Below are 23,354 nucleotides of genomic sequence, written 5' to 3'. Positions count from 1 at the left end.
GACGGGACTCGTCGACCGACGATCGGGCATAAGCCCGACGGAAGAATCGGCACATATCCGCAAGAGTAAATAGAGATAGAAGATCAAACGATCCGGACCGGGGCATCCGGAGGCGCTGCCGCACACCCGGAAACCGGCCGGACGGGCTCCGCATCGAGGAGGGCGGCGTTGCGAGCACGGCACCCCCTGCGCTGGACGGCCTATCTCGTCGCGCTCCTGCTCATCGGCACCGGCACCGCCTGCGGGACGGACCCCGAGCCGCCCGGCCGGGTCATGGCGGAACACGAGCCCGTCGCTCCCGAGGACCGGAAAGCGGAGGAGGCGGCGGCCGGAAAGGCGGCTCTCGCGGCGTACGCCGGATATCTGACCGCTTCCCGGGCAGCCAGCGCACGCAGTGATCCACATCATCCCGACCTGGCCAAATACCTGGCAGATCCACTTCTGACCAGGGTCCGGCTGGTAATTCGCGAGGCAAAGGAGCACGGTGCCATGCGTACCGGAAAGCTCGTTTCCGACCCGACCGTCACCGTGGTGAGCCTGGACACCGTCCCGGCCGCCGTGGAGATCCAGGACTGTCTCGACGCGACGGACTACAAGCTGGTCTACGCGAAGACCCGCAAGGTCGTCCCCGGCACCGGGGCGGGACGCCACCTCGCCACGGCCACCGCGACCCGCTATCCGGACGGGCGCTGGCTGATCAGCGCCGGCGTCGCCCACGAGGACCAGCCGTGCTGACCCGGACAGCAACCGCGCCGCGCCGGAAGCGCACCCGGACCGGGGCGGGCCGCGCGCCGGCCGGGACGGTGGGCCGGCTGTTCGCCGCCCTGGTCGCGGCCCTCACCGGGCTCGCACTGACGATCACCGTTCCCGCGCCCGCCGTCGCCGACCCGGGGGCCGAGTGCCCGGTGGGGCAGACCGACTGCAGCGTCTGGGACGACGAACCGGGCACTCCAGGTGGCCCAGGTGGCCCAGGTGGCCCGGGTGGCGGGGACGGCGACGGTGACGACGGCGGTGGCGGCCCGGCCAAGTGCCAGTGGAACGGCAAGCCCATTGCCTGCTACCACGACGTCCTCGGCTGGTTCAACAACAGCGACGGCTGCTACTACAAGATCCAGGAGCCCCAGCCGGAAATCCGCCCGGGCAAGCTTGCGTACCTCCGCACCTGTAACGGCGGTCACCTGGGCTCTCAGCACACCGTCTGGCTGGATGCCCCGCCGCCCGGGTTCGGTGCGCCGCCGGATCCGGAGGAGCTGGCGTTCCGGGCGCTCGCCTCGATCGACCTACTCAAGCCGCACATCTGGGTGGCCCCGCGCAGGAGCCAGGGGCCCGGCCTGGTCGGACTCCCGGTTTGGACGTGGGCCAGCCCCGGCCGGAACTACTTCGGCCCGCTGTTCGCCTCCGCCTCGGAGCGCGGCGTGACGGTGCGCATCACGGCGAAGGTGGACCGGGCCGTCTGGACCATGGGCGACGGCGAGACGTTCGAGTGCACCGGCCCGGGCACGCCCTACTCGACCACCGGCCCGTTCGCCGGGCAGCCCTCCCCCGACTGCGGCTACGACACCGGTTACCGGAAGGCCGGCACGTACCGGATCAGCGTCACCAACCACTGGGTCGTGGAGTGGGAGGGCGGCGATCAGCGCGGCACCATCCCGGTCACCCGGACCAGCGACAGTGCACAGATCCAGATCAACGAACTTCAGGTGGTGACCCAGTGAGCCTGGCGACGCGCAACGGGCCTGGGCCGGTGGACGCCCCGGTCGCCCCGCCCAAGGTGGTCCGGCAACGACGGATGCGGCCCGGCCTGCTCGGCCTGGCGGTGCTCCTGATCGCGCTGGGCGGGCTCGGCGCGGCCTTCGCGGTCACCTCGGTCCGGGCCACCGGCACGTACCTCGCCGTCGCCCGCCCGGTCGGCGTGGGCACCGTGCTCAGCGCGGACGACCTGATATCCGTCCAGGTGGCCGGCGGCCAGGGCCTGAAGCCGGTGGCAGCCAGTGAGATCGACGACGTGATCGGCAAGCGGGCGGCGGTCACCCTCACCCCGGGCACCCTGGTCACCCAGGCCCAGCTCACCGACAAGCCGCTGCTCGGCCCCGGCCAGCAGCAGCTCGCGCTCGGCCTCAAGCCCAGCCAGGTGCCGGCCCGCACGCTGCGCCCCGGCGACAAGGTGCTGCTGGTCAGCACCCCGGTGAAGACCAACGACGGCCGGACGACCACCTCGGCCACCCGGTTCACCGCGACCGTCATCGACAGCGACACCCCGGAGACCAGCACCGTCGTGGTCTACCTTGCGGTGTCCGTCCGGGACGTGCCGGCGGTGGTGGCGCTCGCCGCCGAACAACGGATCGCCCTCGTCCTGACCGGGTCGGTCTGAGCATGGCGATCATCGCGCTGCTCTCGGCGAAGGGCTCGCCCGGGGTGACCACCTCGGCGCTGGCCTGCACGCTGAGCTGGCACCGCCGGCTGGTGCTGGCCGAGTGCGACCCGGCCGGCGGGTCGGTGCTCGCCGGTTACCTGGGCGGGCTGCTCGACGGTGCCCGGGGCCTCGGCGAGCTGGCCGTCGGGGAGCTGCGCGACGGCAACCTCGAGGCGATGTTCTGGTCGCAACTGGTCGACCTGGACGCGCCGAAACGGGAACGGCTGCTCCTGCCCGGCGTGGTCGACCCGGTCCAGGCCGGCAGCGTCACCCCGCTCTGGCAGCGCTTCGCGGACGTCTTCGGCACGCTCGAGAACGGCGTGCCCGCGTACGACGTGCTCGCCGACTGCGGCCGGCTGGCCGTGGTCGGCCCGCCCTGGCCGGTGCTGCGCGCCGCCGCGGTGGTCCTGGTGGTGACCCGGGCCACCCTGCCCGGTATCTCCGCAACCCGCTCTCTGGTCCGGGCCATCGAGCGGGACTTCACCGAGCACCGGGTGGCCCCCGGCTCGCTGCGCCTGCTGGTGGTCGGCGACGGCCACGGCAACAGTGAGATCAGCAAGGCACTCGGGCTGCCGGTGATCGCCCGGCTGCCGGACGACCCGCGTACCGCCCAGGTGCTCGGCACCGGCGGCAACCTCCGCACCAACCGGCCGCTGATGCGCGCGGCCAACGCCTTGGAGGTGCCGGTCGGCGCGCTGCTCGACCGGCGGCGGGCCCGCCTGGGCTGGCCCACCGGCCAGGGGGTACCGCATGCGGTTTGAACCGGTCCAGCACGATCCGCGCACCGCCTCGGCCACGTCGGTCACCCCGCCGCTGGCGCCCGCGAACGGACACCGCCACCCGCCCGGCCCGAGCGGACACCCGCATCCGCCCGCGCCGAACGGGCACCCCCACCCGGCCACGCCGAACGGGCCGAACGGCCGCCACCCCGGCGGGGTGGCCCTGGCGTCGGCCCCCGCACCGACCCCGCCGCCGCGCCCCCGGGTCGACTTCACCGTCGTCCGGGAGCTGCGCCGGGAGCTGAGCGAACGTCTCACCCTCTGGCAACGCGGCCGGGACTTCACCGTCGACGAGGAGGACGTCCAGCGGGCCCGGATCGCCGTCGACGTGGTCGCCGAGTACGCCGACGCGGTGCGCCGGGCCGGCACGCCGATGCCGGCCGACGAGGAGCGGCAACTGCTCCACCAGGTGACCGCCGAACTGGTCGGACTCGGCCGGCTCCAGACCCTGCTGGTCGACCAGACGATCGAGGAGGTGCACATCCTCGGCTGCGACCAGGTGCGCATCACCCGGCGCGGCGGCGGCGTGGACTGGGCCGACCCGATCGCCGACAGCGACGACGAGCTGGTGGAGATCCTTCAGGCCGCCGCCCGCCGGTCCGGGGCGACCGAGCGGTCCCTCTCCACCGCCAAGCCGACCCTGGACCTGCAACTGCCCGACGGGAGTCGGCTCGCCGCCGTCTACCTGGTCAGCAGCCGTCCGTACGCGGTGATCCGGAAGCACAACACCCTGGACGTGAGCCTGGACGACATCGCGGGGTTCCGCGCCGACCTGGACGAGATGGTCGACGTCCTGCTCCGGGACTTCCTCCGCGCGGCCATGCGCGCCGGGCTGAACATCATGGTCGCCGGCCTGGCCGGGGCGGGGAAGACCACCGTGGTCCGGGCGCTGATGGACGAGATCCCGCCGGACGAGCCGTTCGTGCTGCTGGAGGAGAGCCGCGAGCTGCTGCCGGCCCGCCGCCAGCTCCGCCACCGGGCGGTGATGAGCTTCGAGGCCCGGGAGGGGCACGGCGAGCGCGGCCTGGACGGACGGCCGGCCGGTGAGGTGACCATCGCCGACCTGATCCCGGTCTCGCTCCGGATGGGTGTGCTGCGGATCGTCGTCGGCGAGGTGCGTTCCCGGGAGATCGTGCCGATGCTCCAGGCGATGACCACCAGCCGGGGGTCGATGTGCACCATCCACGCCCGGACGCCGGCCGGGGTGACCGAGCGGATCATCGAGTTGGCGCTCTCGCACGGCCGGGAGATGACCGTCGACCAGGCCCGCCGGATGGCCGGCAACGCGCTGGACCTGATCGTCTACGTCAACGTCGAGGACGAGACCGCGATCGGCGGGCGCAAGCACCGCTTCGTCTCGCACGTGGAGGAGGTGATCGGCGCCGGCGAGGGCAACCGGATCACCACCACCGAGGTCTTCGGCCCCGGCGCCGACGGCCGGGCGGTGCCGAAGCACCTGCCCGAACGGGTCCGTCAGCAGCTCCTCCGGGTCGGCTACGACGCCCGGCTGCTCAGCCCGTACATCGAGGCGGGCACCGGCGCGTGGCGACGGCCCGTGCAGACCCGGCTGGGCCGGCGGTGATCCCGATGACCGGACCGGTCGGGCACCGGACGCAGCCGGAGGTGACCCGGTGATCGTCAACATCGAACTGATCGCCATGGTCTCGGGGGCGGCCTGCGTGGCCGGGCTGGTGCTGGCGGTGGTCGCCCTGGTCGGCACCACCCGTCCGCCGGGCCCCGAGTCGGGCGGCGGGACGGGACTGCGCCGACTCTGGCTCGGCTCCGGCAGCCGCCGGGAACAGCGGCGTCACCAGACCCTGCTGGTGGGAGCGGCGGTGGCCGGCGCGCTGGCGTTCCTGCTGACCGGGCTGCCCGTGGTCGGTCTGCTGGTCGCCGTGGCGGTGCCCGGCGCGCCGTGGCTCTTCTCGGTCGGTCAGGCCGAGCAGCGGGCCATCGCCCGGATCGAGGCGGTCGGCGAGTGGACCCGCCGACTCAAGGACATCTCCGCCACCGGTCAGGGCCTCCAGCAGGCCATCGTCGGCACCATCGCCACCGCACCGCCAGAGATCGAGGAGGAGGTGCGCCTGCTCGCCGCCCGGCTCCAGGCCGGCTGGCTGGCCCGTCCCGCACTGCTCGCCTTCGCCGACGACATCGGCGACCCGGTCGCCGACCAGGTGGTGGCGGCGCTGATCCTGCACCTCACCGACCGGGGCGAGCGCCTCGGCGACGTGCTCGGGGCGATCGCCGGGGCGGCGGCGGCCGAGGTGGCGACCCGTCGGGAGATCGAGGCGAAGCGCACCCAGCCCCGGTTCGCGGTCCGCTTCCTCACCGGGATGACCCTGGCCACCCTCGCGTACGGGCTGCTGAACACCGATTACATCCGCCCGTACGGCACCCCGACCGGGCAGGTGGTGATGGTGGTGCTCGGTGCCGCCTTCATCGCCCTGCTGGCCTGGGTGCGGTCGATGAGCCAGCCCCCGCGTCCGGCGCGCTTCCTGCCCGCCCCCGATCCGGAGGACGCGCTCGCATGATCCTCAACTGGCATCTCACCCTGGCCGTCAGTGGCGGCGCGGCGGTCGGGCTGGGGGTGTTCCTGGTGGTCCGGGAGATGTTGCCGGCCACCCCGGCGCTGGGGCCGGCGTTGCGCCGGCTGCACCAGCCGCCGACCGCCGCCCGGTCGGTGACCGCGTCCGCCACCCGGAACCCGGAGTGGCTGACCGGGGCGGCCCGCTGGCTGCGCCCGCCGCACCGGCAGCTCGCGCTGATCGGCCGGACCCCCGAGCAGTACGCCCTCTCGGTGCTGCTCTCCGCGCTGATCGGGCTCGCCACGCCGACCCTGGCGGCGGCCTTCCTGGCCGTCCTGGGCATCGGCCTGCCGTTCGTCGTACCGGTGCTGGGCAGTCTGGGGATGGCTTTCCTCACCGCGCTGATCGCCCACCGCTCGGTGCTCCAGAAGGCCGACAAGGCCCGGGAGCAGTTCCGGCTGGCCGTCTGCGCCTACCTGGATCTGGTCGCCCTGCAACTGTCCGCCGCGCACGGGCCGGTGCAGTCGCTGGAACGGGCGGCGGAGGTCTGCGACGGCTGGGTCTTCGACCGGATCCGCGAAGCGTTGCGGATCGCCCAGATGCAGATGCACTCGCCCTGGGACGAGCTGCGCGAGCTGGCCGAGAAGATCGGCATCCCGGAGCTGGGGGACGTCGGGGCGATCATGCGTTCCTCCGGCAGCGAGGGCGCCCAGGTGCACGAGACCCTGCGCAGCCGCGCCGACGCGCTGCGCGACCAGATCCGCACGGACAACCTGGCCCAGGCCGAAGGCGTCACCAGCCGGCTCGACATTCCCGGTTCGCTGCTGGTGTTCGTGCTGCTCGGCTTCATCGTCTACCCGTTCCTGGCCCGCCTGTAGACCCGACACGAGGAGCACCCCGATGGCCGTCATCACCTACCTGCACGTCGTCGTCAGCACCCGGCTGGCCGAGTTGCGCCGCGACGGCGAGCGCGGCGACAGCCCGGTCCCGACCGCCGTGATCATCGCCGGCCTGGTGGTCGCCGCAGCGGCCGTCACCGCGGCCGTCCTCGCCAAGGCGAACGAGTGGATGGCCTCGATCGACGGTCCGGGGGCACAGTGATCCGAGGGGTCCGTGTCACCGGTCGCCGGGCGGTCGCCGCCGTCCGGCGCCGGTTGACGTCCGGCGGGGCCGACCGGGGGGCCAACCCGGTCGAGTTGGCCGTGGTCATGCCGGCGATCCTGCTGCTCCTCTTCGGATCGATCCAGGTCGCCGCCTGGTTCCTGGCCCGGAGCACCGCGCTGCACGCCGCGCAGAGCGGGGTGAACGCGCAACGCGTCCACCAGGCTCCGGCGGGCGCGGGAGCCGAGCGGGCCGATGCCTTCCTGGCCGCCGCCGGGGACTGGCTGGCCGGCGCGAAGTCGAGTTGTGCCACCGGAGCCACCGAGGTCACCTGCACGGTGACCGGCAAGCCGCTGTCGCTCGTACCCGGGATGAGCCTGACCGTGTCGCAGACCGCACACGGCACGGTCGAGCGCTGGACCACGGCGGGCAACCCGTGAACGGGGGGTTCGCCGGACGCCGGTTCCTCGGCCGCCGGGCGGGCGGGCGGGACACCGAGCGGGGATCGGTGTCGGTGGAGGTGGCCGTCCTCGCCCCCGCCTTCATCGCGCTGATGGTGCTGGCCGGGGTGGCCGGGCGTACCGCCGTGGGAGCGGAGGCGATCCAGGCCGCCGCGCACGACGCGGCGCGTGCCGCCTCGATCGCCCGGGACGCCGGCACGGGCCGGGACGCCGCCGTCACCGCCGCCGGCAAACAGCTCGACTGGCAGGGGCTGAACTGCGTCGGCCCGCCGTCGTTCAGCTTCACCGGTTCGGTGGGTGGCACGCCGACCAGCTTCGATACGGCGTACGCGGCCGACCCGGGAGAACCGGCTGCGGTCTCGGTGCAGGTCAGCTGCACGGTGTCGTTCGCCGACATCCACCTGTCGAGCATGCCCGGGATGCCGGCCGGCCGGCTGGTGTCGGCGCGCTTCACCTCGCCCCTGGACAGCTACCGGAGCCGGGGATGAGCCGCCGACGGTTCCCGACCCCCGGGGCGGGCGGCCGACGGGCACCGCAGCCGGGGTCCGGCCGTGGGCGGGGGTTCCGGGGGGACGAGGGCCGGGTGAGCCTCTTCCTCGCGGTGAGCATGACCGGCGTACTCATGATCATCGGGCTCGCCTTCGACGGCGCCGGGCAGCTGCGCACCATGCACCGGGCGGACAACCTCGCCGCCGAGGCGGCCCGGACCGGTGGCCAGGCCATCGACCGGGCGCAGGCGATCAACGGCGGCAAGAAGGAGATCGACGAGGTTGCCGCCACCGCCGCGGTCCAGCACTACCTGGCGGCCGCCGGCGTCACCGACCACACGGTGAGCTTCCCGGTCGTCGACGGCGAGAAGCGCATCACCGTCCGACTGACCATCACCTACGACAGGTACCTGCTCGGCTTGTTCGACCTCACCGACTCCGTGACCGTCTCCGGCGAGGCGACCGCACGCGCCATCACCGGACCGTAGAGAGGAAGGCCGCCATGGCCGCAACCCGTTCCGCCCGGCGGACCGGTCAGGTCCTCACCGGCTTCGGCGCGCTCGTCGTGCTCGGCGCGGTACTGGTCGGGGGGCCGGTCGCCCTCGTCGCCCTCGCCGGCAACCCGTTGCCCGCCGAGGTACCGACGCTGGAGACCGTCGGCACGGCCCTGACCAGTCGGGACGACGGGCAACTCTTCCTCCGGGCCCTGGCGGTGCTCGGCTGGTTCGGGTGGGCGACCTTCGCGTTCTCCGTCCTGGTGGAGTTGTGCTCCCAGGTGCTGCGCCGGCCCACGCCGAAGCTGCCCGGCATGCGCAGCCAGCAACGCGCGGCGGCGGCGCTGGTCGGCTCGGTCGCCCTGATCATCGCGGCCAGTCCGGCGGCGACCGCAGCGACCGCCACGTACGGCATGTCGGCCCCCACCACCCCGTACGCCGTGTCCGCCCCGGTGACGGCGACCGGGCCGGCCACGGCGTCGCTGCCCACCACCGCCACCCCGGTGGCCCGGGGCGTGGCCCCGGTGGCCGGCGCGGTGGAGCGGACCGCGACCACCGACCAGACCCAGGTGTACCGGGTGGCCAAGGGCGACTACCTGGGCGAGGTCGCCGAGCGCTACCTGGAGGACTTCCAGAGCTACCGGGTGCTGGTGAAGCTGAACAAGCTCGGCGACCCGGACCGGATCCACCCGGGACAGTTGATCAGGCTGCCCCACCAGGCCGACGACGGTGGTGCCCGGCCACACGCCACCGGCCGGCTGGTCGACAAGCCGTCCCCGCGCCCGGCCCCGCCGCCGGCCTCCCCCGTCCCGGACGAGGTGCCGGACCAGGCACCCGACCAGGGACCGCGCCAGGTCACGCCGGAGCCGCCGACCACCGACTGGCCGCAGGAGGAGGCCCCGCCGATGACCGTCGGGGCGGCCCGCCCCGGCCAGGAGGACCGGGTCAACCGGCCGTTGGCGGTCTCCGCCGTGGTGGCCGTGGCGAGCATCGTCGGCGCGCAGATCGGGGCCGTGCTCGGCCTGCGACGCCGGCCGGCGTCGTCAGCGGGCAGCCGCACCGCCCTGGGCAGCGGTCGCCACCGCCGCGACTAGGTGGAGACCCGGGCTGGCCGATGTCGAGGCCGGTCACGCGCCTCGCGCACGGTTGGTACCGTGCCGGCGATGCTGGTCGAGGCGGGACCGGGTCGACGACCCGGAGCGGGACGGATCGTTCTCCTGCTCGGCGGGATCCTGATCGTCGGCGCTGCGCTCTGGCTGGTCGCCACCGGGCAGAGCGGCATCCGGTACACCGCCGACCACGACGGCACCGTGCCGATGTGGACGGGGTGGGTGCCCGCGCTGGTCGGCATCGTGGCCGTGCGGCTCGTTCCGCCCGCCGCCTCGCCGCCATGGCCGGGCCGGGTCGCCCCGTACCGCGAGGCCGTGCCGCTGCTGCTGGCCGCCGTCGCCTTCGCGGCCGCCCTGCCGCTGCTCGACGGCGAACCGTGGTACACGCTGCTGAAGGTGATGCTGCTGCTCGGCGTACCGGTGCTGGTCTTCCGGTTGTCGCGACCGACGTGGCCGCCGTCACCCGCGCCCGGGGGCGCCGCCTACCGGTACGGGCCGGCGCTGCCGGTGGCGGTGTGGTTCGTGCTCAGCTACGCCACCCCGCTGGCCCGCCCGGTCAGCGACTACGGCCGGACCGTCGACACCGCCGTGCTGGTCGGCACTCTGGTCGTGGCCTTCCTGGTCAACGCGCTGCTCGAAGAGGTCTTCTACCGGCGGTGGTTGCAGACCCGGTGGGAGTCGATCCTGGGACGCTGGCCGGCGATCGTGCTGGCGTCGCTGTGCTGGGCGGTCTGGCACGTCGGTATCCAGGGCATCGGCCGGCTCGGTGACGACCTGGCGTCGGTCGCGGTCAACCAGGGGGTGACCGGCCTCTTCCTCGGTTACCTGTGGTCACGGTACCGGCGGATGTGGCCGTTGCTCGTCGTGCACGGCGCGGTCAACGCGGTGCCCATCCTGCTCGGGCTCTGACCCTCGTCGCCAGCACGGCTGCGGGCCGGCGGGTCACCGTGCCGTCCGGGACGGGTCAGGCCAGGCGGGTCTGGAGGACGCCGTCGACGACCCGGGTGGCGAGCACCTGCTGGTCGTTGGCGGCCGGCCCGTGCACGACCTTGCCGCCGCTGTTGAGCTGGAAGGTGCTGCCGTGCCAGGGGCAGACGACGCACGGGTGGCCGTCGATCTCCCGTACCTCGCCCTGGCCGAGCGGACCGCTCTGGTGCGGGCAGCGTTCCAGCATGACGGTGACGTCGTCGCCGTGCCGGTAGAGGATCACCGAGACGTCGTCGATCTCACGGGTGACCAGCTCCCGGTCCGGCAGGCTGGCCACGTCGGCGACCGGGTGCCAGCCGTCGCCGATCAGGTGTGCCTCGGACACGCTCTGGTTGACCTGCGCCCCCTGCTTGTACGCCAGGTGCCCGCCGAGGTACGCCCCGGCGCTCGCCGCGCCGAGCCCGAGGTACGCCAGCGTCCGCCCGAGGTTGTGCCGGCCGGTCAACCGGGCGGCGAGCGAGCCGGCGTAACAGGCCAGCCCGACGGTGTTCGAGGCGGCGTGCACCAGCCCCACCCGCCGCTGCTCCCGGTTCAGGGCCGCCCAGTCGTTGAGCCCGGCGACGGCGGCCGGCAGGGCGCTGGCCGTACCGACGGCCACCAGTGCGGTCGCCGCGCGCCGCTGGCCGGGCATCGCGTCGAGGACGGCGGCGCTGATCCACGCGCCGACCGGCACCTGCACCATCGCCGGATGCAGCGGATGTCCCAGCCACACCCCGTGCAGCAGGTCGCGGACGCGCTGCGGTCGGAGGGTGGCCTGCACCGCCCGCTGGAGGCGGTCGCCGACCCGGTCCAGGCCGGCCGACTGCTCGATCTTCATCAGAAGTGCTCGCACCCGTACCGACTTCCCGGTTCGGGAGCCGGCAAACCGGGCGGCGGTGACGAACTCACCGCCGCCCGACATGACCGGGCACCCCCCCTCCCCCGACCCAGCCGCCCCCCGCCCCCCGCGCCCCGACCCAGCCGCCCCGCGCGCCCGTTGATCAAGAGGTTGGCGTCACGACACGCGACAGCTGCTGACGCGAACTTCTTGATCGACCGCGCGAGCCGACCGCGCGAGGCGGGGCGGGGGAGCGGGGCGGGGCGGGGGAGCGAGCGGAAGGGTCAGGGGTGCGGTGTCCAACGGTCGTGGTGGATGGCCTCGGCGAGCGGGCGGGCCTGCCGCCAGCCGTGCCGGGCCAGGTCCGGCACGGTCTCGAAGTGGGTCACCGGACCGAGGCAGAGCCAGGCGACCGGCCGGATGCCGGCAGGGATGCCGAGCAGGTCGGCCAGCCAGGGCTCCCGGTAGAAGGAGACCCAGCCGACGCCGAGTCCCTCGGCCGTGGCGGCGAGCCAGAGGTTCTGGATGGCCAGGCAGGTCGAGTAGAGGCCGGTGTCGGCGATGGCGTGCCGGCCGAGCACCGCCGGCCCGCCCCGCGACTGGTCGTGGGTGACCACGATCGACAGGGTGGACTCCAGCACGCCGTCGATCTTGATCCGGGCGAACCGTTCGGCCGCCTCCCCCGCCAGGGTGGCGGCGAAGACGTCCCGTTCGGTCCGGACGTGCTCGTGGAAGCGGCGCCGGGTGTCGGCGTCCCGCACCACGACGAAGTCCCAGGGCTGGGAGTAGCCGACGCTCGGTGCGGCGTGCGCCGCGGTCAGCACCCGGTGCAGGGCCTCGTCGGGCACCGGTTCCCCGGTGAACTGGGCGCGTACGTCCCGGCGGCGGTGGATGACGTCGTACAGGTTCATGGGCAGGCTCCCGCTGCGCTCGGCCCACCCGGGCAGGGGTGGGCGCGTGACGCGAGGCCGGTCTTCGGACTCCCGGATCGACGCCGTGCCGTCCGCCTTCCCAGCCCGTTGCGGACCAGTGGCTGCGCTGCTCGCGCGTGGACGGTGGCTCCCCGGTCACCGCGGCGGGCCCGTGCCGGATTCGCACCGGCTTCCCGATTCTCCCCGCTCGCGCGGGGCACCTCACTGTGTCGTGCCGCCAGCATGGTAGCCGGCGGACGGGATTCCGGTCGCCCTCCTGACGGATCGCACGACATGCTGCTCCCATGTACGCGCACGCCCTCCGTCCAGAGCCGGTTCCCACCGCCACCGTCGCCCGGCTCGTCGGCGTGGTCGGTCGCCCCGACGCCGTACCGCCGCCGGTGCTGATGCTGCTCGGGATGTTCTCCACCCAACTCGGCGCGGCCGTGGCCAAGCAGCTGTTCGGCACCACCAGCCCCGGTGGCACCACCACGCTGCGGCTCGGCTTCGCCGCGCTGATCCTGCTCGCGATCGCCCGTCCCGGGCTGCGGCTGGGCTGGCGTACCGGCGGCCTGGTGGTCGGCTTCGGCCTGATGCTCGCGTTGATGAACCTCAGCTTCTACGCCGCGCTGCACCGGGTGCCGCTGGGCGTGGCGGTGACCATCGGCTTCGCCGGGCCGCTGCTGGTGGGGCTGGCCGGCAGCCGTCGGCTGCTCGACGCCGGCTGGGCGGTGCTGGCCGGCAGCGGCGTCCTGCTGATCAGTGGCCTGGGCGGGGCGTCGGTCGACGGCCTCGGGCTGCTCTTCTGCGTCTGCACCGCCGTCGGCTGGGCCGGCTACGTGGTGTTCGGCGGGGCGGTCAGCAAGCGGGTCCCCGGCACCCGGGGGCTGGCCCTGGGCATGGCCGTCGGCGCACTCGCCGTGCTGCCGTTCGGCGTCGCGGACAGCGGCACCGCACTGCTCGACCCGTGGATCCTGCTGCTCGGCGTCGGCGTGGCGCTGCTGTCGTCGGTGCTGCCGTACTCGGCGGAGATGTCCGCGCTGCGCCGGATGCCGGCCCGGGTCTTCGCGGTGCTGTTGAGCCTCGAACCGGCGATCGGCGCGCTGGTCGGGCTGGTCCTCCTCGGCGAGCTGCTGGCCTGGCCTCAGTTCCTCGGGGTGGCCTGCGTGGTCGGTGCCGCGCTCGGTGCCACCCTGGTCCGCCCCGACCGGACCTGACGACGGCCCGCCCGGGTCACCGCGCCCGACGACGCGGCGTCGCGTGTCTGGCGCGGCGCGCCAGGGGCCGGCCATCCTGGTCCGATGGGTGTGCGGGTCGAACGCGACGGACCGGTGACCACGGTGATCCTGGACCGGCCGGCGGTCCGCAACGCCGTCGACGGCCCGACCGCCCGGGCCCTCGCCGACGCGTTCCGCGCCTTCGACGCCGACCCGACCGCCGCCGTGGCCGTGCTCTGGGGAGCGGGCGGCACCTTCTGCGCCGGTGCCGACCTCAAGGCCATCGGTACGCCGAGCGGCAACCGCGTGGAATCCGAGGGGGACGGCCCGATGGGTCCGACCCGGATGTCGCTGACCAAGCCGGTCGTCGCCGCGATCTCCGGGTACGCCGTGGCCGGCGGCCTGGAACTGGCCCTCTGGTGCGACCTGCGGGTCGCCGAGTCCGACGCGGTGCTCGGGGTCTTCTGCCGACGGTGGGGCGTGCCGCTGGTCGACGGCGGAACGGTACGCCTGCCCCGGCTGATCGGTGAGAGCCGGGCGATGGACCTGATCCTCACCGGCCGACCGGTGCCGGCGGACGAGGCGTACGCCATGGGGTTGGTGAACCGGCTGGTCGCGCCCGGCACGGCCCGCGCGGAGGCCGAGCGGCTGGCCGCCGGGATCGCCCGCGCGCCGCAGCGCTGCCTGCGCAACGACCGGGCCGCGGTACGGGCCGGCGCGGGTCGCCCGGAAGCCGAGGCGATGGCCGTCGAGCTGGCCTACGGCGTCGACTCCCTCGCCGAGGCGGCCGACGGCATCGCCCGCTTCGGCGGCGGAGCGGGCCGGCACGGCACTCCGGTCCACTGAGCACCGGCCCGGCCAGCCGCACCGCGACTCGTGCTGGCACCCGGTCCCCCGGTGCCGGCCGACCACGACGACCCCGGGACCGACCCCGCCACACTCACCGTCAGCCGAGGTCGTCCAGGGCGGTCCGGATGGCGCGGTGGAAGGTCGGATACGCGTAGATCATGTGTCGGAGCCGGCCCACCGGGACCGCCGCGTGCACCGCGACCACCAGCGCGGACAGCACCTCCCCGCCGGCCGGGCCGACCGACGTCGCGCCGACCAGCACACCCCGGTCGGCGTCCGCGACGAGCTTAATGAACCCCTCGTCGCCGACCCGGTGGATCCAGCCCCGGGTGGACGAGGAGAGCGGCGCGAAGCCGACCTGGACGTTGATCCCCCGGTCCCGGGCCTGACGTTCGGTCAGCCCGACCGCCCCCACCTCCGGATCGGTGAAGGTGACCCGGGGCAGCGCCCGGTAGTCCGCCCGGGGCACCGTGCCGGCCGGGTCGGGGCCGGAGCCGTCGCCGCCCGCCCCGGCGGCACCGACCGCTCCGCCGATCGAACTGGCGGTACCGCTGGCGTCCGGGCCGCCCCGCTGCCGACCGACGTGGTCGAGCAGGTCGCGGACGACGATCTCCGCCTGGTACATCGCGATGTGGGTGAACGCCCCCTCGCCGGTGACGTCGCCGACCGCCCAGATCCCGTCGCCGGCCCGCAGCCGGTCGTCGACCGGCAGGTAGCGCTGCCCGGCGTCGAGGCCGACCGTCTCCAGCCCCAACTCGTCCAGGTGGGCCCGGCGGCCGGTCACCACCAGCAGCCGCTCGGCGCTGAACCGGGCACCGTCACCGGCCCGCAGGGTGAACCCGGCGTCCTCGTCGTGGTCGACCCGCTCCGCCCGGACGCCGGTGTGGATCTGCACCCCGTCGGCACGCAGGGCGGCCGCCGCCACCTCGGACGCCTCCGGCTCCTCGACGGCGAGCACCCGGTCGGACGCCTCGACCACCGTCACTCGGACCCCGAACCGGGCGAACACCTGGGCCAGCTCCAGCCCGATCGCCCCACCCCCGAGAACCAGCAGCGACGCCGGCAGCTCGGCCACCTCGATCGCCTCGCGGTTGGTCCAGTAGGGCGTCCCGACCAACCCGTCGACCGGCGGCACCGACGGCCGGGTGCCGACCCCCACGACGATCCCGTACCGGGCCTGGAAGACCTGGTCGCCGACGGCCACCCGCCCCGGGCCGGCCAACCGGCCGGTTCCCCGGACGAAGTGGCCGCCCTTTCCGGTGAACCGTTCGACGGCGGCGGTGTCGTCCCAGTTCGCGGTCGCCTCCTCACGGATCCGGCGGGCCACCGGAGCCCAGTCCGGCCGGACCTCGGCGGAGCCGGCGAGCCCGTCGACCCGCCGGGCCTCGGCCAGCGCGTTGGCCGCCCGGATCATCATCTTGCTCGGGATGCAGCCCCAGTACGGGCACTCGCCGCCGACCAGTCCCCGCTCGACGCCGACGACGTCGAGACCCGCCTCGGCGAGCCGCCCGGCCACCTCCTCGCCGCCCACCCCGAGTCCGACCACGACCACGTCCACCTGCTGCGGCTCCGTCATTCCGACAGCATCCCCCACCACCCGGCCGGACCACCGCGAGGGCGGACGACCGCACACGTGCTCCCGGTCTCCGGGTGCGGTGGCCGCCGGAGCCGCCCGGCCGCGGTAACCAGGTCGAGCCGGTCGTGGGTGGCCGGTAGGGTCCGCCCATGCCACCCGCACCCGAGCCGCGCCTTGAGAAGATCACGCCCGGCACCGTCGACGCGGCCTGCGACCTGCGGGTACGCCCGGATCAGGAGCACCTGGTCGAGCCGGTCGCCCGGTCGCTGGCCGAGGCGTACGCGTGGCCCGACATCGCCTGGCCCCGGCTGATCTACGACGGCGACGAGCTGGTGGGCTTCCTGATGGGCTTCTTCCGGATCCCCTGGCGCGAGGACGACCCGGACGACCTGCGTTCCGGCCTGTGGAGACTGAACATCGCGGCCGACCGGCAGGGACGCGGCTACGGACGGTTCGCCGTCCGGGCGGTCGCCGGCGAGGCGTGGCGACGCGGGGAGCGGCGGATCCACACGACCTGGGAGCCCGGGGGCGACGGACCGGAGCGGTTCTACCTGCGGCTCGGGTTCCGGCCGACCGGGGAACTCAGCGGCGGACAGACCGTCGGCGCCCTCGACCTGTCCGCGCCGGACACCGACGTCCGCTGACAGCCGGGGACGACAGACCGTGCGACTGGTTCTCACCTGCCGCCTCGGCGGGCCGGAGCACTCTTTGGCGACGACCGTCACGCTGCGGCGGGCGCTGAAGGCGTCGTTCGAGCGGGTCGAGGTCGACGGGCTCGACGAGGTCGACGTCCACCTCACGCTGGGCGGTACGGTCACGAGCGCCGAGGGCCACGGCGGGGTGCACCACCTCCGGTACTCGGCCGCCCGGCGGCGACTCACCGTCAACGTGGTCGTACCGGCCTCCGAGGTCGCCCGGTCCTCTCCGGCCGGCGCGCTCGCCCCGCACCTCGACACGATGAGCCGCCGGATCGCCGCACGGTGCGCGCCCGACGACGCGGCGGACGCGGTGGCCCACACGCTCGCGGTCGCCTGTCGGGAGGCGGTCGACGCGCTGCCGGGGTCCGGGTGAGCACCGGGTCGACTCCGGCGCGGGTCGAGGCGGCCACCGCCCAACCCGCGCGCCGGTAATCCCGACGCGGAACCGGGGCGGCACCCCCTACCGTGGCCCGATGCGCGCACGCTTCGCGGCGGTCCACGACTGCTTCCACGACCTGTTCGACTCGGGCCGGGAGACCGGCGCGGCACTGGCCGTCCGGTACGACGGCCAACCGGTGGTCGACCTGGCCGGTGGCTCGACCCGACCGGCCGGAGCCGGCAGCACGCCGCCCGCCGACGAGTTACTTCGGGCCGGCGGAGGCAGGTGGCGGCCGGACACCCTGGTCAACGTGTACTCCGTCGGCAAGCCGGTGGCCGCCCTCTGCCTGTTGCTGCTGGTCGACCGGGGTCGACTCGACCTGGACGATCCGGTCGCCCGGCACTGGCCGGGGTTCCGCACCCCGGCCACCGTCCGGCAGGTGCTCGCCCACACCGCCGGGCTGCCGGTCTTCCCGGTGCCCCGGCCGGCCGCCGCGCTGGGGGACTGGGCACTGCTCACCGGCGACCTCGCCGCCGCCGAGCCGGAGTGGGAGCCGGGCACCGTCGCGGGCGAGCACGCGCTGACGTACGGGCACCTCGTCGGCGAACTGGTCCGCCGGGTGGACGGCCGGCCGGTCGGCCGGTTCCTCGCCGAGGAGATCGCCGGGCCGTGGCGGCTGGACCTCGCCTTCGGGCTGGAGCCCGCCGACCAGCGACGCTGCGCCGACCTGTCGTACGGGACCCCGGACTGGCCGGTGACCACCCTGGGCGCATCCGGATCGCTGCGGGAACGGGCGCTCGCCAACCCCGCCGGTTGCCTCGACCTGGCGGTGCTGAACAGCCCGCTCTGGCGTGGCGCGGAGATCCCGGCGGTGAACCTGCACGCCACCGCGACCGGGCTGGCCCGGCTCTACGACGGGCTGCTGGCCGGCGGCACGCTCGACGGGGTACGCCTGTTCACCGCCGACCTGGTGACCGAGGCGACCCGGGTGCAGTACGACGGCCCGGACCTGCTGCTGGGGAGCCGCACCCGGTGGACGCTCGGCATGCAGTACGAGGAGGACGGAAGCTGGGGCATGGGCGGGATCGGCGGCAGTTGCGCCTGGGCCGACCCGGCCCGGGGCTACGCGCTGGCGTACACCACCTCGCGGCTGGCCGGGTTCGACCGGGTCGAGGCGCTCGTCGACGCCCTGCACTCCTGCCTCTGACGCACCACCTCCCGCTCGGCCGGAGTGGTTGCACGCTCGGCTCGGCTGGAGTGGTTGCAGGGGACCCCTGCTCATCAGAAAGCGGTAACAAGGGTCCCCTGCAACCACCTCAGCCCGCCGGCACGGTCCGGGGGCCGGGGACGGTGACCGGGGTACCGGCCGGGGTGAGCAGCGACCGCGTCGCCACCGCCAGCCGCTGCCGACGCGGTACGAGCGCCCGTCGGGTGAACACGTCGTAGTCCTGGCCGGCCACCTCGTCGAGGATCCCGCCGTAGAGGGCGTACGCGGTCCGCATGCACGCCTGCGAGCCGGGGTCGAGCAGGACGATCCCGGGTGCGGCGGCCTCGTAGTGGGCCTGGGCGCGGCTGACCTCGTACTCGACGAGGTCCCGGATCTTCGGTGTGCCCCGGCCCCGGGCCCGCGCCGCGAGCAGGTCCTCCCGGGTGACGTCGAACTTGGCGAGGTCCTCGTCGGGCAGGTAGGTGCGGCCCCGGTCGAGGTCCTCGGCGACGTCCCGGATGAAGTTGGTGAGCTGGAAGGCGAGGCCGAGTTGGCGGGCCGGTTCCCGGGCGGCGGACGGTTCGGTGCTGCCGAGGATCGGCAGCATCATCGTGCCGATGACGGCGGCCGAACCCTCCATGTAGCCGATCAGGTCGTCGTAGGTGCGGTACGAGGTGACCGTCAGGTCCATCGCCATGCTGCGCAGGAACGACGCGAAGTCGGCCCGGTCCAGGTCGAAGACGGCGATGGTGTGCAGGACGGCCGGCAGCAGCGGGTCGTCCACCGGGTCGCCGTGCAGGCCGGCGAGGAACCGTGCGGACCACTCGTCGAGCCGCGCGGCGCGTTCGGCCGGGGGCAGCGCCTCGGTGCGGTCGACGATCTCGTCGGCGTGCCGGGTGAAACCGTACAAAGCGTGCACATGGCGCCGTTTCCAAGCGGGGAGCAGGCGGGTGGCGAGATAGTAGGTGCGACCGTGGCGCCTGTGCAGCTCACGGCACCGGTCGTAGGCAGCGGTGAGATCCGTGTCCACCGGCCCTCCTCGAAATCGACGCACCAATCGACGCAACTCGTAACCCTAGGGTACGCTCGCCCACATGGCCAACGACGCAGTTGCCGGCAACTCGGCCCGCGCGACGACGATCCGGCCGGCGGAAGGCGACGATCCGGTCACCGCAGTGCTCGCCGCCTGCACGACGGACCTGGTCAGGGCCGTGGAGGAGACCCTCTCCGCCTTCCTGGCCGTCGAGATCGACGCACTTGCCCAAATCGACGCGGCGATGGGCGACTTCGCCACGACCGCCCGTGACCACGTGCTGGCCGGCGGCAAGCGGATCCGCCCGACGTTCGCCTACTGGGGCTGGCGCGGCGTGGCCGGCCCGGAGGCCGCCCTGCCGCCCGTGCTTCCCGCGCTCTCCGCGTTGGAACTGCTGCACACGTTCGCCCTGGTCCACGACGACGTGATGGACGCGTCGGCCACCCGCCGGGGCCTGCCGACCGCGCACCGCGCGCTGGCCGCCCGACACCGGGCGGCCGGGTACCGGGGCGACCCCGACCGGTTCGGCGAGGCGGTGGCCGTCCTGATCGGCGACCTCTGCCTGGTCTGGGCGGACCGCCTGCTCTCGCGCACCACGCTCCCGGCGGCCCGGCTGCTGGAGACCCGGCGCTGCTACGACCAGATGCGGGTGGAGACGGTCGCCGGGCAGTATCTCGACGTGCTCGGCGAGAACGACCCCGCGAACTGGTCGCTGGACCGCGCGCTGCGCGTCGCCCGCTACAAGACCGCCAGCTACACCGTGGCGCGCCCGCTGCTGTACGGGGCCGCCCTCGGCGGCCTCGGTGTGGACGCGCCGCTGGTCGCGGCGTACACCCGGTACGGGCTGGCGGTCGGCGAGGCGTTCCAGCTCCGCGACGACCTGCTCGGCGTCTACGGCGACCCCGACCTCACCGGCAAGCCGACCGGCGACGACCTGCGCAGCGGCAAGCCGACGGTGCTGCTCATGCTCGCCCGGCAGCTCGCCGACCCGGCGCAGCGCGCCCGGCTCGACCGGGTCGGCACCGACCTCGACGAGGACGACGTCGCCGAGTTGGCCGGGGTGGTCGCGGCGACCGGCGCGGTCGGACGGGTGGAACAGATGATCTCCGAGCGGGTGGCCGAGGCGCTGGCCGCGCTCGACGTCGCCGACCTCGACGGGACGGCGCGGTCCGCGCTCAGCGGACTCGCTGGCGCCAGCACCCGACGGTGGTCATGATGAGCAGTCTTTTTCCCGAGGGAGGGGGTCCGCGTGCGGACCGTTGACGGACGTACCGACCGGGTCGTGGTGGTCGGCGCGGGGCTGGGCGGGCTGGCCTGCGCGTTGCACCTGGCCGGCAGCGGCCGGCAGGTGACCGTGCTCGAACGCGAGCCGGTGCCCGGCGGCCGGGCCGGCCGGCTCAGCCTGGACGGGTACGAGTTCGACACCGGCCCGACCGTGCTCACCATGCCCGACCTGATCGCCGAGGCACTCGGCGCGGTCGGCGAGGACCTGACCGACTGGATGGAGCTGACTCCGCTCGACCCGGCGTACCGGGCGTACTATCCGGACGGCTCGACCCTCGACGTGATCACCGACACCACGCGGATGGCGGCCGAGATCTCGAAGGTCTGCGGCCCCCGGGAGGCCGACGGGTATCTCCGCTTCGTCGACTACGCCCGTGAGCTGTGGCGGCTGGAACGAGCCGACTTCATCGAGCGCAATCTCGACGCACCGACCGACCTGCTCACCGGCAACCTACTGAAACTGCTGGTCGGCGGGGCGTTCCGTCGTCTCCAGACCAAGATCAACCAATTTTTCCGGGACCCCCGTACCCAGCGGGTCTTCTCCTTCCAGGCGATGTACGCCGGCCTCGCCCCGCACGACGCGCTCGCCATCTACGCGGTCATCGCGTACCTCGACTCGGTGGCCGGGGTGTACTTCCCGCGTGGCGGCATCCACGCGGTCTCCCGGGGCCTGGCCGGAGCGGCCGAGAAACACGGCGTCCAGATCCGGTACGGCACCACGGTCGAGCGGGTGGAGACCGCCGGGGGCCGGGCCACCGGGGTGCTCACCACCGGCGGCGAACGGATCCCGGCTGACGTGGTGGTGCTCAACCCGGACCTCCCGGTGGCGTACCGCGACCTGCTCCCCGCAGCCCGGCAGCGCCGGTTGACCTACTCGCCGTCCTGCGTGGTGCTGCACGTCGGCTCGACGCAGGGGTATTCGAAGATCGCCCACCACAACATCCACTTCGGCCGGTCCTGGAAGGGCACGTTCGACGAGGTGATCCGGCGCGGCGAGCTGATGACCGACCCGTCCCTGCTGGTCACCAACCCGAGCCGCACCGACCCCTCGGTCGCCCCCGCCGGCCGGCACACCTACTACGTGCTCGCCCCAGTGCCGAACCTCGACCGGGCGCCCTTCGACTGGCGGGGCGGCCTCTCCCGTCGCTACGCCGACAAGCTGGTGGCGACCCTGGAGGAGCGGGGCTACGTCGGCTTCGCCGACGGCGTCGAGGTGTGCGACGTCGTCACCCCCGCCGAGTGGGCCGCGCAGGGCATGGCCGCCGGCACCCCGTTCGCCGCCGCGCACAGCCTCTTCCAGACCGGCCCGTTCCGCCCGTCGAACCTGCACCGCACGCTGCCCAACGTGGTTTTTGTAGGATCAGGCACCCAGCCGGGCGTCGGAGTGCCGATGGTGCTGATCTCCGGCAAGCTCGCCGCCAGGCGCATCACCGAAAGGTCCCTCCCGTGACCTCCCGTGAGGCCCACCTGGTCGAACTGGTCCACGACGACGGCACCACCGCCGGCCGGGCCACGGTGGCCGAGGCGCACGAGCCGCCGGGTCGGCTGCACCGGGCCTTCTCGGTGCTGCTGGTCGACCCGTCCGGCCGGGTGCTGCTGCAACGGCGGGCCGCCGCCAAGACCCGCTTCCCGCTGCGCTGGGCGAACTCCTGCTGCGGTCACCCCGCGCCGGGCGAGTCACTGACCGACGCCGCCAACAAGCGGCTGAGCGAGGAACTCGGCACCGGCCCGGTCGAGCTGACCGAGGTCGGCGTGTACGTCTACTACGCCGAGGACCCGGCCACCGGTCGGGTCGAGTTCGAGTACGACCACGTGCTGCGCGCCGAGGTGCCGGCCGACCTCGTGCTCCGACCGGACACCAGCGAGGTCGCCGAGCTGCGCTGGGTTGACCCGCTCGACCTGGAGCCGGAACTCGACGCCGACCCCCGTGCGTACGCGCCGTGGCTCGGCGGGGTGGTGCACCGGCTGCTACGCCCGGTCGGGGTCGGGCCCGACGGGGCCGGGCCTCCGGCCGGTTCCCCGGTGGACGACGCGTCGGAGCGGTCGGGTGGCCGATGAGGCGCTGAGCGCGGGAGCCGTGGCGCGGCGACTGGGGGTCGCGGTGACCACGCTGCGGACCTGGCACCAGCGCTACGGACTCGGCCCCAGTGAGCATGTCCCCGGTCACCACCGCCGCTACACCCCGGCCGACCTGGCCCGGCTGGAGATCATGCGCCGGCTCACCGCCGAGGGGGTCACCCCGGCCGAGGCCGCCCGCTGGGCCCGGCAGTCCCCGGTCGACACGCCACGACCCGCGCGCCGGAACGGTGCCACGGCGCGCGACGGCGGCGGGGCGACCATCCCGGTCGGTCGGGCCGGTCCGGCCGCCCGTGGGCTGGCCCGCGCCGCAATGCGGCTGGACTCGGTGACCGTCAGCCGGACGATCGACAAGTCGATCGCCGCCCAGGGTGTCGTCGCCACCTGGAACGGGCTGCTGCGCCCGGTGCTCGCCGGCATCGGCGAGCGGCACGCCGCGACCGCCGCCCTGGTCGAGGTCGAGCACCTCTTCTCCCGCTGCGTCATGGAGGCGTTGGCGGTGGCTGCCCGGGCCAACCGGAGGGCCGGCGACCCTCCCCGCGTCCTGCTCTCCTGCACCGACGACGAACAGCACACCCTGCCTCTGGAGGCGCTGGCCGCCGCGCTCGCCGAGGCCGGCGTCGGTTGCCGCATGCTCGGCGCGCGGGTGCCGGTGGCGGCGCTGGTGGCCACGGTCACCCGGACCGCCCCGGTCGCCGTGGTGCTCTGGTCGCATGTCCGCGCGACCGCCGACCCGGCCCAGCTCGCCGCAGTGCTCGCGGTCCCCCGCCGGCCCCTGCTGGTGCTCGCCGCCGGTCCTGGCTGGTGGGACGACACCCTCCCGGCCGGGGTGGTCCGGCCGGTGTCGCTGGCCGAGGCGCTCTCGCTGGCCCTCGCGGTAGGGGACTCGTCGGACCGGTCACCGCCCGACTGACCGGGGGTGTCACCGTCACCGGACGGGGCGTACCGTC

General features: G+C 74.2%; 26 protein-coding genes and 1 riboswitch. Of the genes, 22 read left to right on the top strand and 4 right to left on the bottom strand.

Features of this window, described 5'->3' with window-relative positions; genetic code table 11:
* The first annotated feature begins 168 nt into the window (after nt 1–168).
* The 13 genes from ACIBJE_RS10310 to ACIBJE_RS10250 all read left to right on the top strand — a co-directional run bounded on the left by ACIBJE_RS10310 (nt 169) and on the right by ACIBJE_RS10250 (nt 10,279).
* Nucleotides 169–735: a hypothetical protein gene (locus ACIBJE_RS10310; protein WP_396745952.1), complete on the top strand. Its 567-nt coding sequence runs from the start codon at nt 169–171 to the stop codon at nt 733–735.
* Entirely contained in the window at nt 729–1,715 is a 987-nt protein-coding gene (locus ACIBJE_RS10305) for a hypothetical protein (protein ID WP_396745949.1), read from the top strand. The genes ACIBJE_RS10310 and ACIBJE_RS10305 overlap by 7 nt, the downstream gene beginning before the upstream one ends.
* Nucleotides 1,712–2,371 (top strand): SAF domain-containing protein, encoded by a 660-nt coding sequence (locus ACIBJE_RS10300; RefSeq protein ID WP_396745946.1) that lies wholly within the window; start codon nt 1,712–1,714, stop codon nt 2,369–2,371. Before ACIBJE_RS10305 ends, ACIBJE_RS10300 begins: the two co-directional genes overlap by 4 nt.
* Before the next feature lie 2 nt (nt 2,372–2,373).
* A complete protein-coding gene (locus ACIBJE_RS10295; protein ID WP_396745943.1) occupies nt 2,374–3,174 on the top strand; it encodes a ParA family protein in 801 nt (266 codons plus the stop codon).
* A complete protein-coding gene (locus ACIBJE_RS10290; protein WP_396745940.1) occupies nt 3,164–4,774 on the top strand; it encodes a CpaF family protein in 1,611 nt (536 codons plus the stop codon). The genes ACIBJE_RS10295 and ACIBJE_RS10290 overlap by 11 nt, the downstream gene beginning before the upstream one ends.
* Nucleotides 4,775–4,850: 76 nt before the next feature.
* Nucleotides 4,851–5,723 carry a type II secretion system F family protein gene (locus tag ACIBJE_RS10285; protein ID WP_396746683.1) on the top strand — a complete coding sequence of 291 codons (873 nt, stop codon included), beginning with the start codon at nt 4,851–4,853 and terminating at the stop codon, nt 5,721–5,723.
* Nucleotides 5,723–6,595, top strand: a complete 873-nt coding sequence (locus ACIBJE_RS10280) for a type II secretion system F family protein (protein ID WP_396746680.1) — start codon at nt 5,723–5,725, stop codon at nt 6,593–6,595. The genes ACIBJE_RS10285 and ACIBJE_RS10280 overlap by 1 nt, the downstream gene beginning before the upstream one ends.
* Before the next feature lie 22 nt (nt 6,596–6,617).
* Nucleotides 6,618–6,818 carry a hypothetical protein gene (locus tag ACIBJE_RS10275; RefSeq protein WP_396745937.1) on the top strand — a complete coding sequence of 67 codons (201 nt, stop codon included), beginning with the start codon at nt 6,618–6,620 and terminating at the stop codon, nt 6,816–6,818.
* Nucleotides 6,818–7,258, top strand: coding sequence for a TadE/TadG family type IV pilus assembly protein (locus ACIBJE_RS10270; RefSeq protein ID WP_396746677.1), 441 nt, complete (start codon nt 6,818–6,820; stop codon nt 7,256–7,258). Before ACIBJE_RS10275 ends, ACIBJE_RS10270 begins: the two co-directional genes overlap by 1 nt.
* Nucleotides 7,255–7,767 (top strand): TadE/TadG family type IV pilus assembly protein, encoded by a 513-nt coding sequence (locus ACIBJE_RS10265; RefSeq protein WP_396745934.1) that lies wholly within the window; start codon nt 7,255–7,257, stop codon nt 7,765–7,767. Before ACIBJE_RS10270 ends, ACIBJE_RS10265 begins: the two co-directional genes overlap by 4 nt.
* Nucleotides 7,768–7,886: 119 nt before the next feature.
* The gene (locus ACIBJE_RS10260; RefSeq protein ID WP_396746674.1) at nt 7,887–8,255 is read left to right on the top strand and encodes a hypothetical protein; all 369 of its coding nucleotides are present in this window, start codon (nt 7,887–7,889) and stop codon (nt 8,253–8,255) included.
* A gap of 14 nt (nt 8,256–8,269) precedes the next feature.
* Nucleotides 8,270–9,355: a LysM peptidoglycan-binding domain-containing protein gene (locus tag ACIBJE_RS10255; protein ID WP_396745931.1), complete on the top strand. Its 1,086-nt coding sequence runs from the start codon at nt 8,270–8,272 to the stop codon at nt 9,353–9,355.
* A 69-nt stretch (nt 9,356–9,424) separates the two neighbouring features.
* On the top strand, nt 9,425–10,279 hold the full coding sequence (locus ACIBJE_RS10250; RefSeq protein WP_396745928.1) for a lysostaphin resistance A-like protein: 855 nt from the start codon (nt 9,425–9,427) through the stop codon (nt 10,277–10,279).
* A gap of 55 nt (nt 10,280–10,334) precedes the next feature.
* On the opposite strand, the gene ACIBJE_RS10245 is transcribed toward ACIBJE_RS10250, so the two are convergent.
* Both ACIBJE_RS10245 and bluB read right to left on the bottom strand, forming a co-directional pair.
* Nucleotides 10,335–11,189: a Rieske 2Fe-2S domain-containing protein gene (locus ACIBJE_RS10245; protein WP_396746672.1), complete on the bottom strand. Its 855-nt coding sequence runs from the start codon at nt 11,187–11,189 to the stop codon at nt 10,335–10,337.
* A gap of 269 nt (nt 11,190–11,458) precedes the next feature.
* Nucleotides 11,459–12,085, bottom strand: coding sequence for a 5,6-dimethylbenzimidazole synthase (gene bluB, locus ACIBJE_RS10240; RefSeq protein ID WP_396745925.1), 627 nt, complete (start codon nt 12,083–12,085; stop codon nt 11,459–11,461).
* Nucleotides 12,086–12,134: 49 nt separating this feature from the next.
* A riboswitch (cobalamin riboswitch) is annotated at nt 12,135–12,310 on the bottom strand.
* Between the two features lie 80 nt (nt 12,311–12,390).
* Here bluB and ACIBJE_RS10235 point away from each other — a divergent pair.
* Nucleotides 12,391–13,302, top strand: coding sequence for an EamA family transporter (locus tag ACIBJE_RS10235; RefSeq protein WP_396745922.1), 912 nt, complete (start codon nt 12,391–12,393; stop codon nt 13,300–13,302).
* 84 nt (nt 13,303–13,386) lie between these two features.
* Nucleotides 13,387–14,148, top strand: coding sequence for a crotonase/enoyl-CoA hydratase family protein (locus tag ACIBJE_RS10230; protein WP_396745919.1), 762 nt, complete (start codon nt 13,387–13,389; stop codon nt 14,146–14,148).
* Nucleotides 14,149–14,248: 100 nt separating this feature from the next.
* Here the strand turns inward: ACIBJE_RS10230 and ACIBJE_RS10225 are convergent, their stop codons facing one another.
* Complete coding sequence (locus ACIBJE_RS10225) at nt 14,249–15,727, bottom strand: dihydrolipoyl dehydrogenase family protein (protein WP_396745916.1); 1,479 nt, start codon at nt 15,725–15,727, stop codon at nt 14,249–14,251.
* A 149-nt stretch (nt 15,728–15,876) separates the two neighbouring features.
* On the opposite strand from ACIBJE_RS10225, the gene ACIBJE_RS10220 reads away from it, so the two are divergent.
* The 3 genes from ACIBJE_RS10220 to ACIBJE_RS10210 all read left to right on the top strand — a co-directional run bounded on the left by ACIBJE_RS10220 (nt 15,877) and on the right by ACIBJE_RS10210 (nt 18,011).
* Nucleotides 15,877–16,371: a GNAT family N-acetyltransferase gene (locus ACIBJE_RS10220; RefSeq protein ID WP_396745913.1), complete on the top strand. Its 495-nt coding sequence runs from the start codon at nt 15,877–15,879 to the stop codon at nt 16,369–16,371.
* A 19-nt stretch (nt 16,372–16,390) separates the two neighbouring features.
* Nucleotides 16,391–16,798: a hypothetical protein gene (locus ACIBJE_RS10215; protein WP_396745910.1), complete on the top strand. Its 408-nt coding sequence runs from the start codon at nt 16,391–16,393 to the stop codon at nt 16,796–16,798.
* 100 nt (nt 16,799–16,898) lie between these two features.
* Nucleotides 16,899–18,011, top strand: coding sequence for a serine hydrolase domain-containing protein (locus tag ACIBJE_RS10210; RefSeq protein ID WP_396745907.1), 1,113 nt, complete (start codon nt 16,899–16,901; stop codon nt 18,009–18,011).
* 109 nt (nt 18,012–18,120) lie between these two features.
* On the opposite strand, the gene ACIBJE_RS10205 is transcribed toward ACIBJE_RS10210, so the two are convergent.
* Nucleotides 18,121–19,041, bottom strand: a complete 921-nt coding sequence (locus ACIBJE_RS10205; protein WP_396745905.1) for a phytoene/squalene synthase family protein — start codon at nt 19,039–19,041, stop codon at nt 18,121–18,123.
* Nucleotides 19,042–19,105: 64 nt separating this feature from the next.
* On the opposite strand from ACIBJE_RS10205, the gene ACIBJE_RS10200 reads away from it, so the two are divergent.
* From ACIBJE_RS10200 to ACIBJE_RS10185, 4 genes are read left to right on the top strand one after another with little or no spacing between them, the layout of a single operon-like run.
* The gene (locus ACIBJE_RS10200; protein ID WP_396745902.1) at nt 19,106–20,260 is read left to right on the top strand and encodes a polyprenyl synthetase family protein; all 1,155 of its coding nucleotides are present in this window, start codon (nt 19,106–19,108) and stop codon (nt 20,258–20,260) included.
* Between the two features lie 33 nt (nt 20,261–20,293).
* Nucleotides 20,294–21,778 carry a phytoene desaturase family protein gene (gene crtI, locus ACIBJE_RS10195; protein ID WP_396745899.1) on the top strand — a complete coding sequence of 495 codons (1,485 nt, stop codon included), beginning with the start codon at nt 20,294–20,296 and terminating at the stop codon, nt 21,776–21,778.
* Nucleotides 21,775–22,386 (top strand): isopentenyl-diphosphate Delta-isomerase, encoded by a 612-nt coding sequence (idi, locus tag ACIBJE_RS10190; protein ID WP_396745896.1) that lies wholly within the window; start codon nt 21,775–21,777, stop codon nt 22,384–22,386. The genes crtI and idi overlap by 4 nt, the downstream gene beginning before the upstream one ends.
* Entirely contained in the window at nt 22,376–23,317 is a 942-nt protein-coding gene (locus ACIBJE_RS10185; RefSeq protein ID WP_396745893.1) for a MerR family transcriptional regulator, read from the top strand. The genes idi and ACIBJE_RS10185 overlap by 11 nt, the downstream gene beginning before the upstream one ends.
* Nucleotides 23,318–23,354 lie beyond the last annotated feature (37 nt).

The sequence above is a fragment of the Micromonospora sp. NPDC050187 genome, from assembly GCF_044459745.1.
GTDB lineage: Bacteria > Actinomycetota > Actinomycetes > Mycobacteriales > Micromonosporaceae > Micromonospora.
Note: the sequence above shows the minus strand (reverse complement) of the source record. Positions and strands in the feature narration are given on the sequence as shown.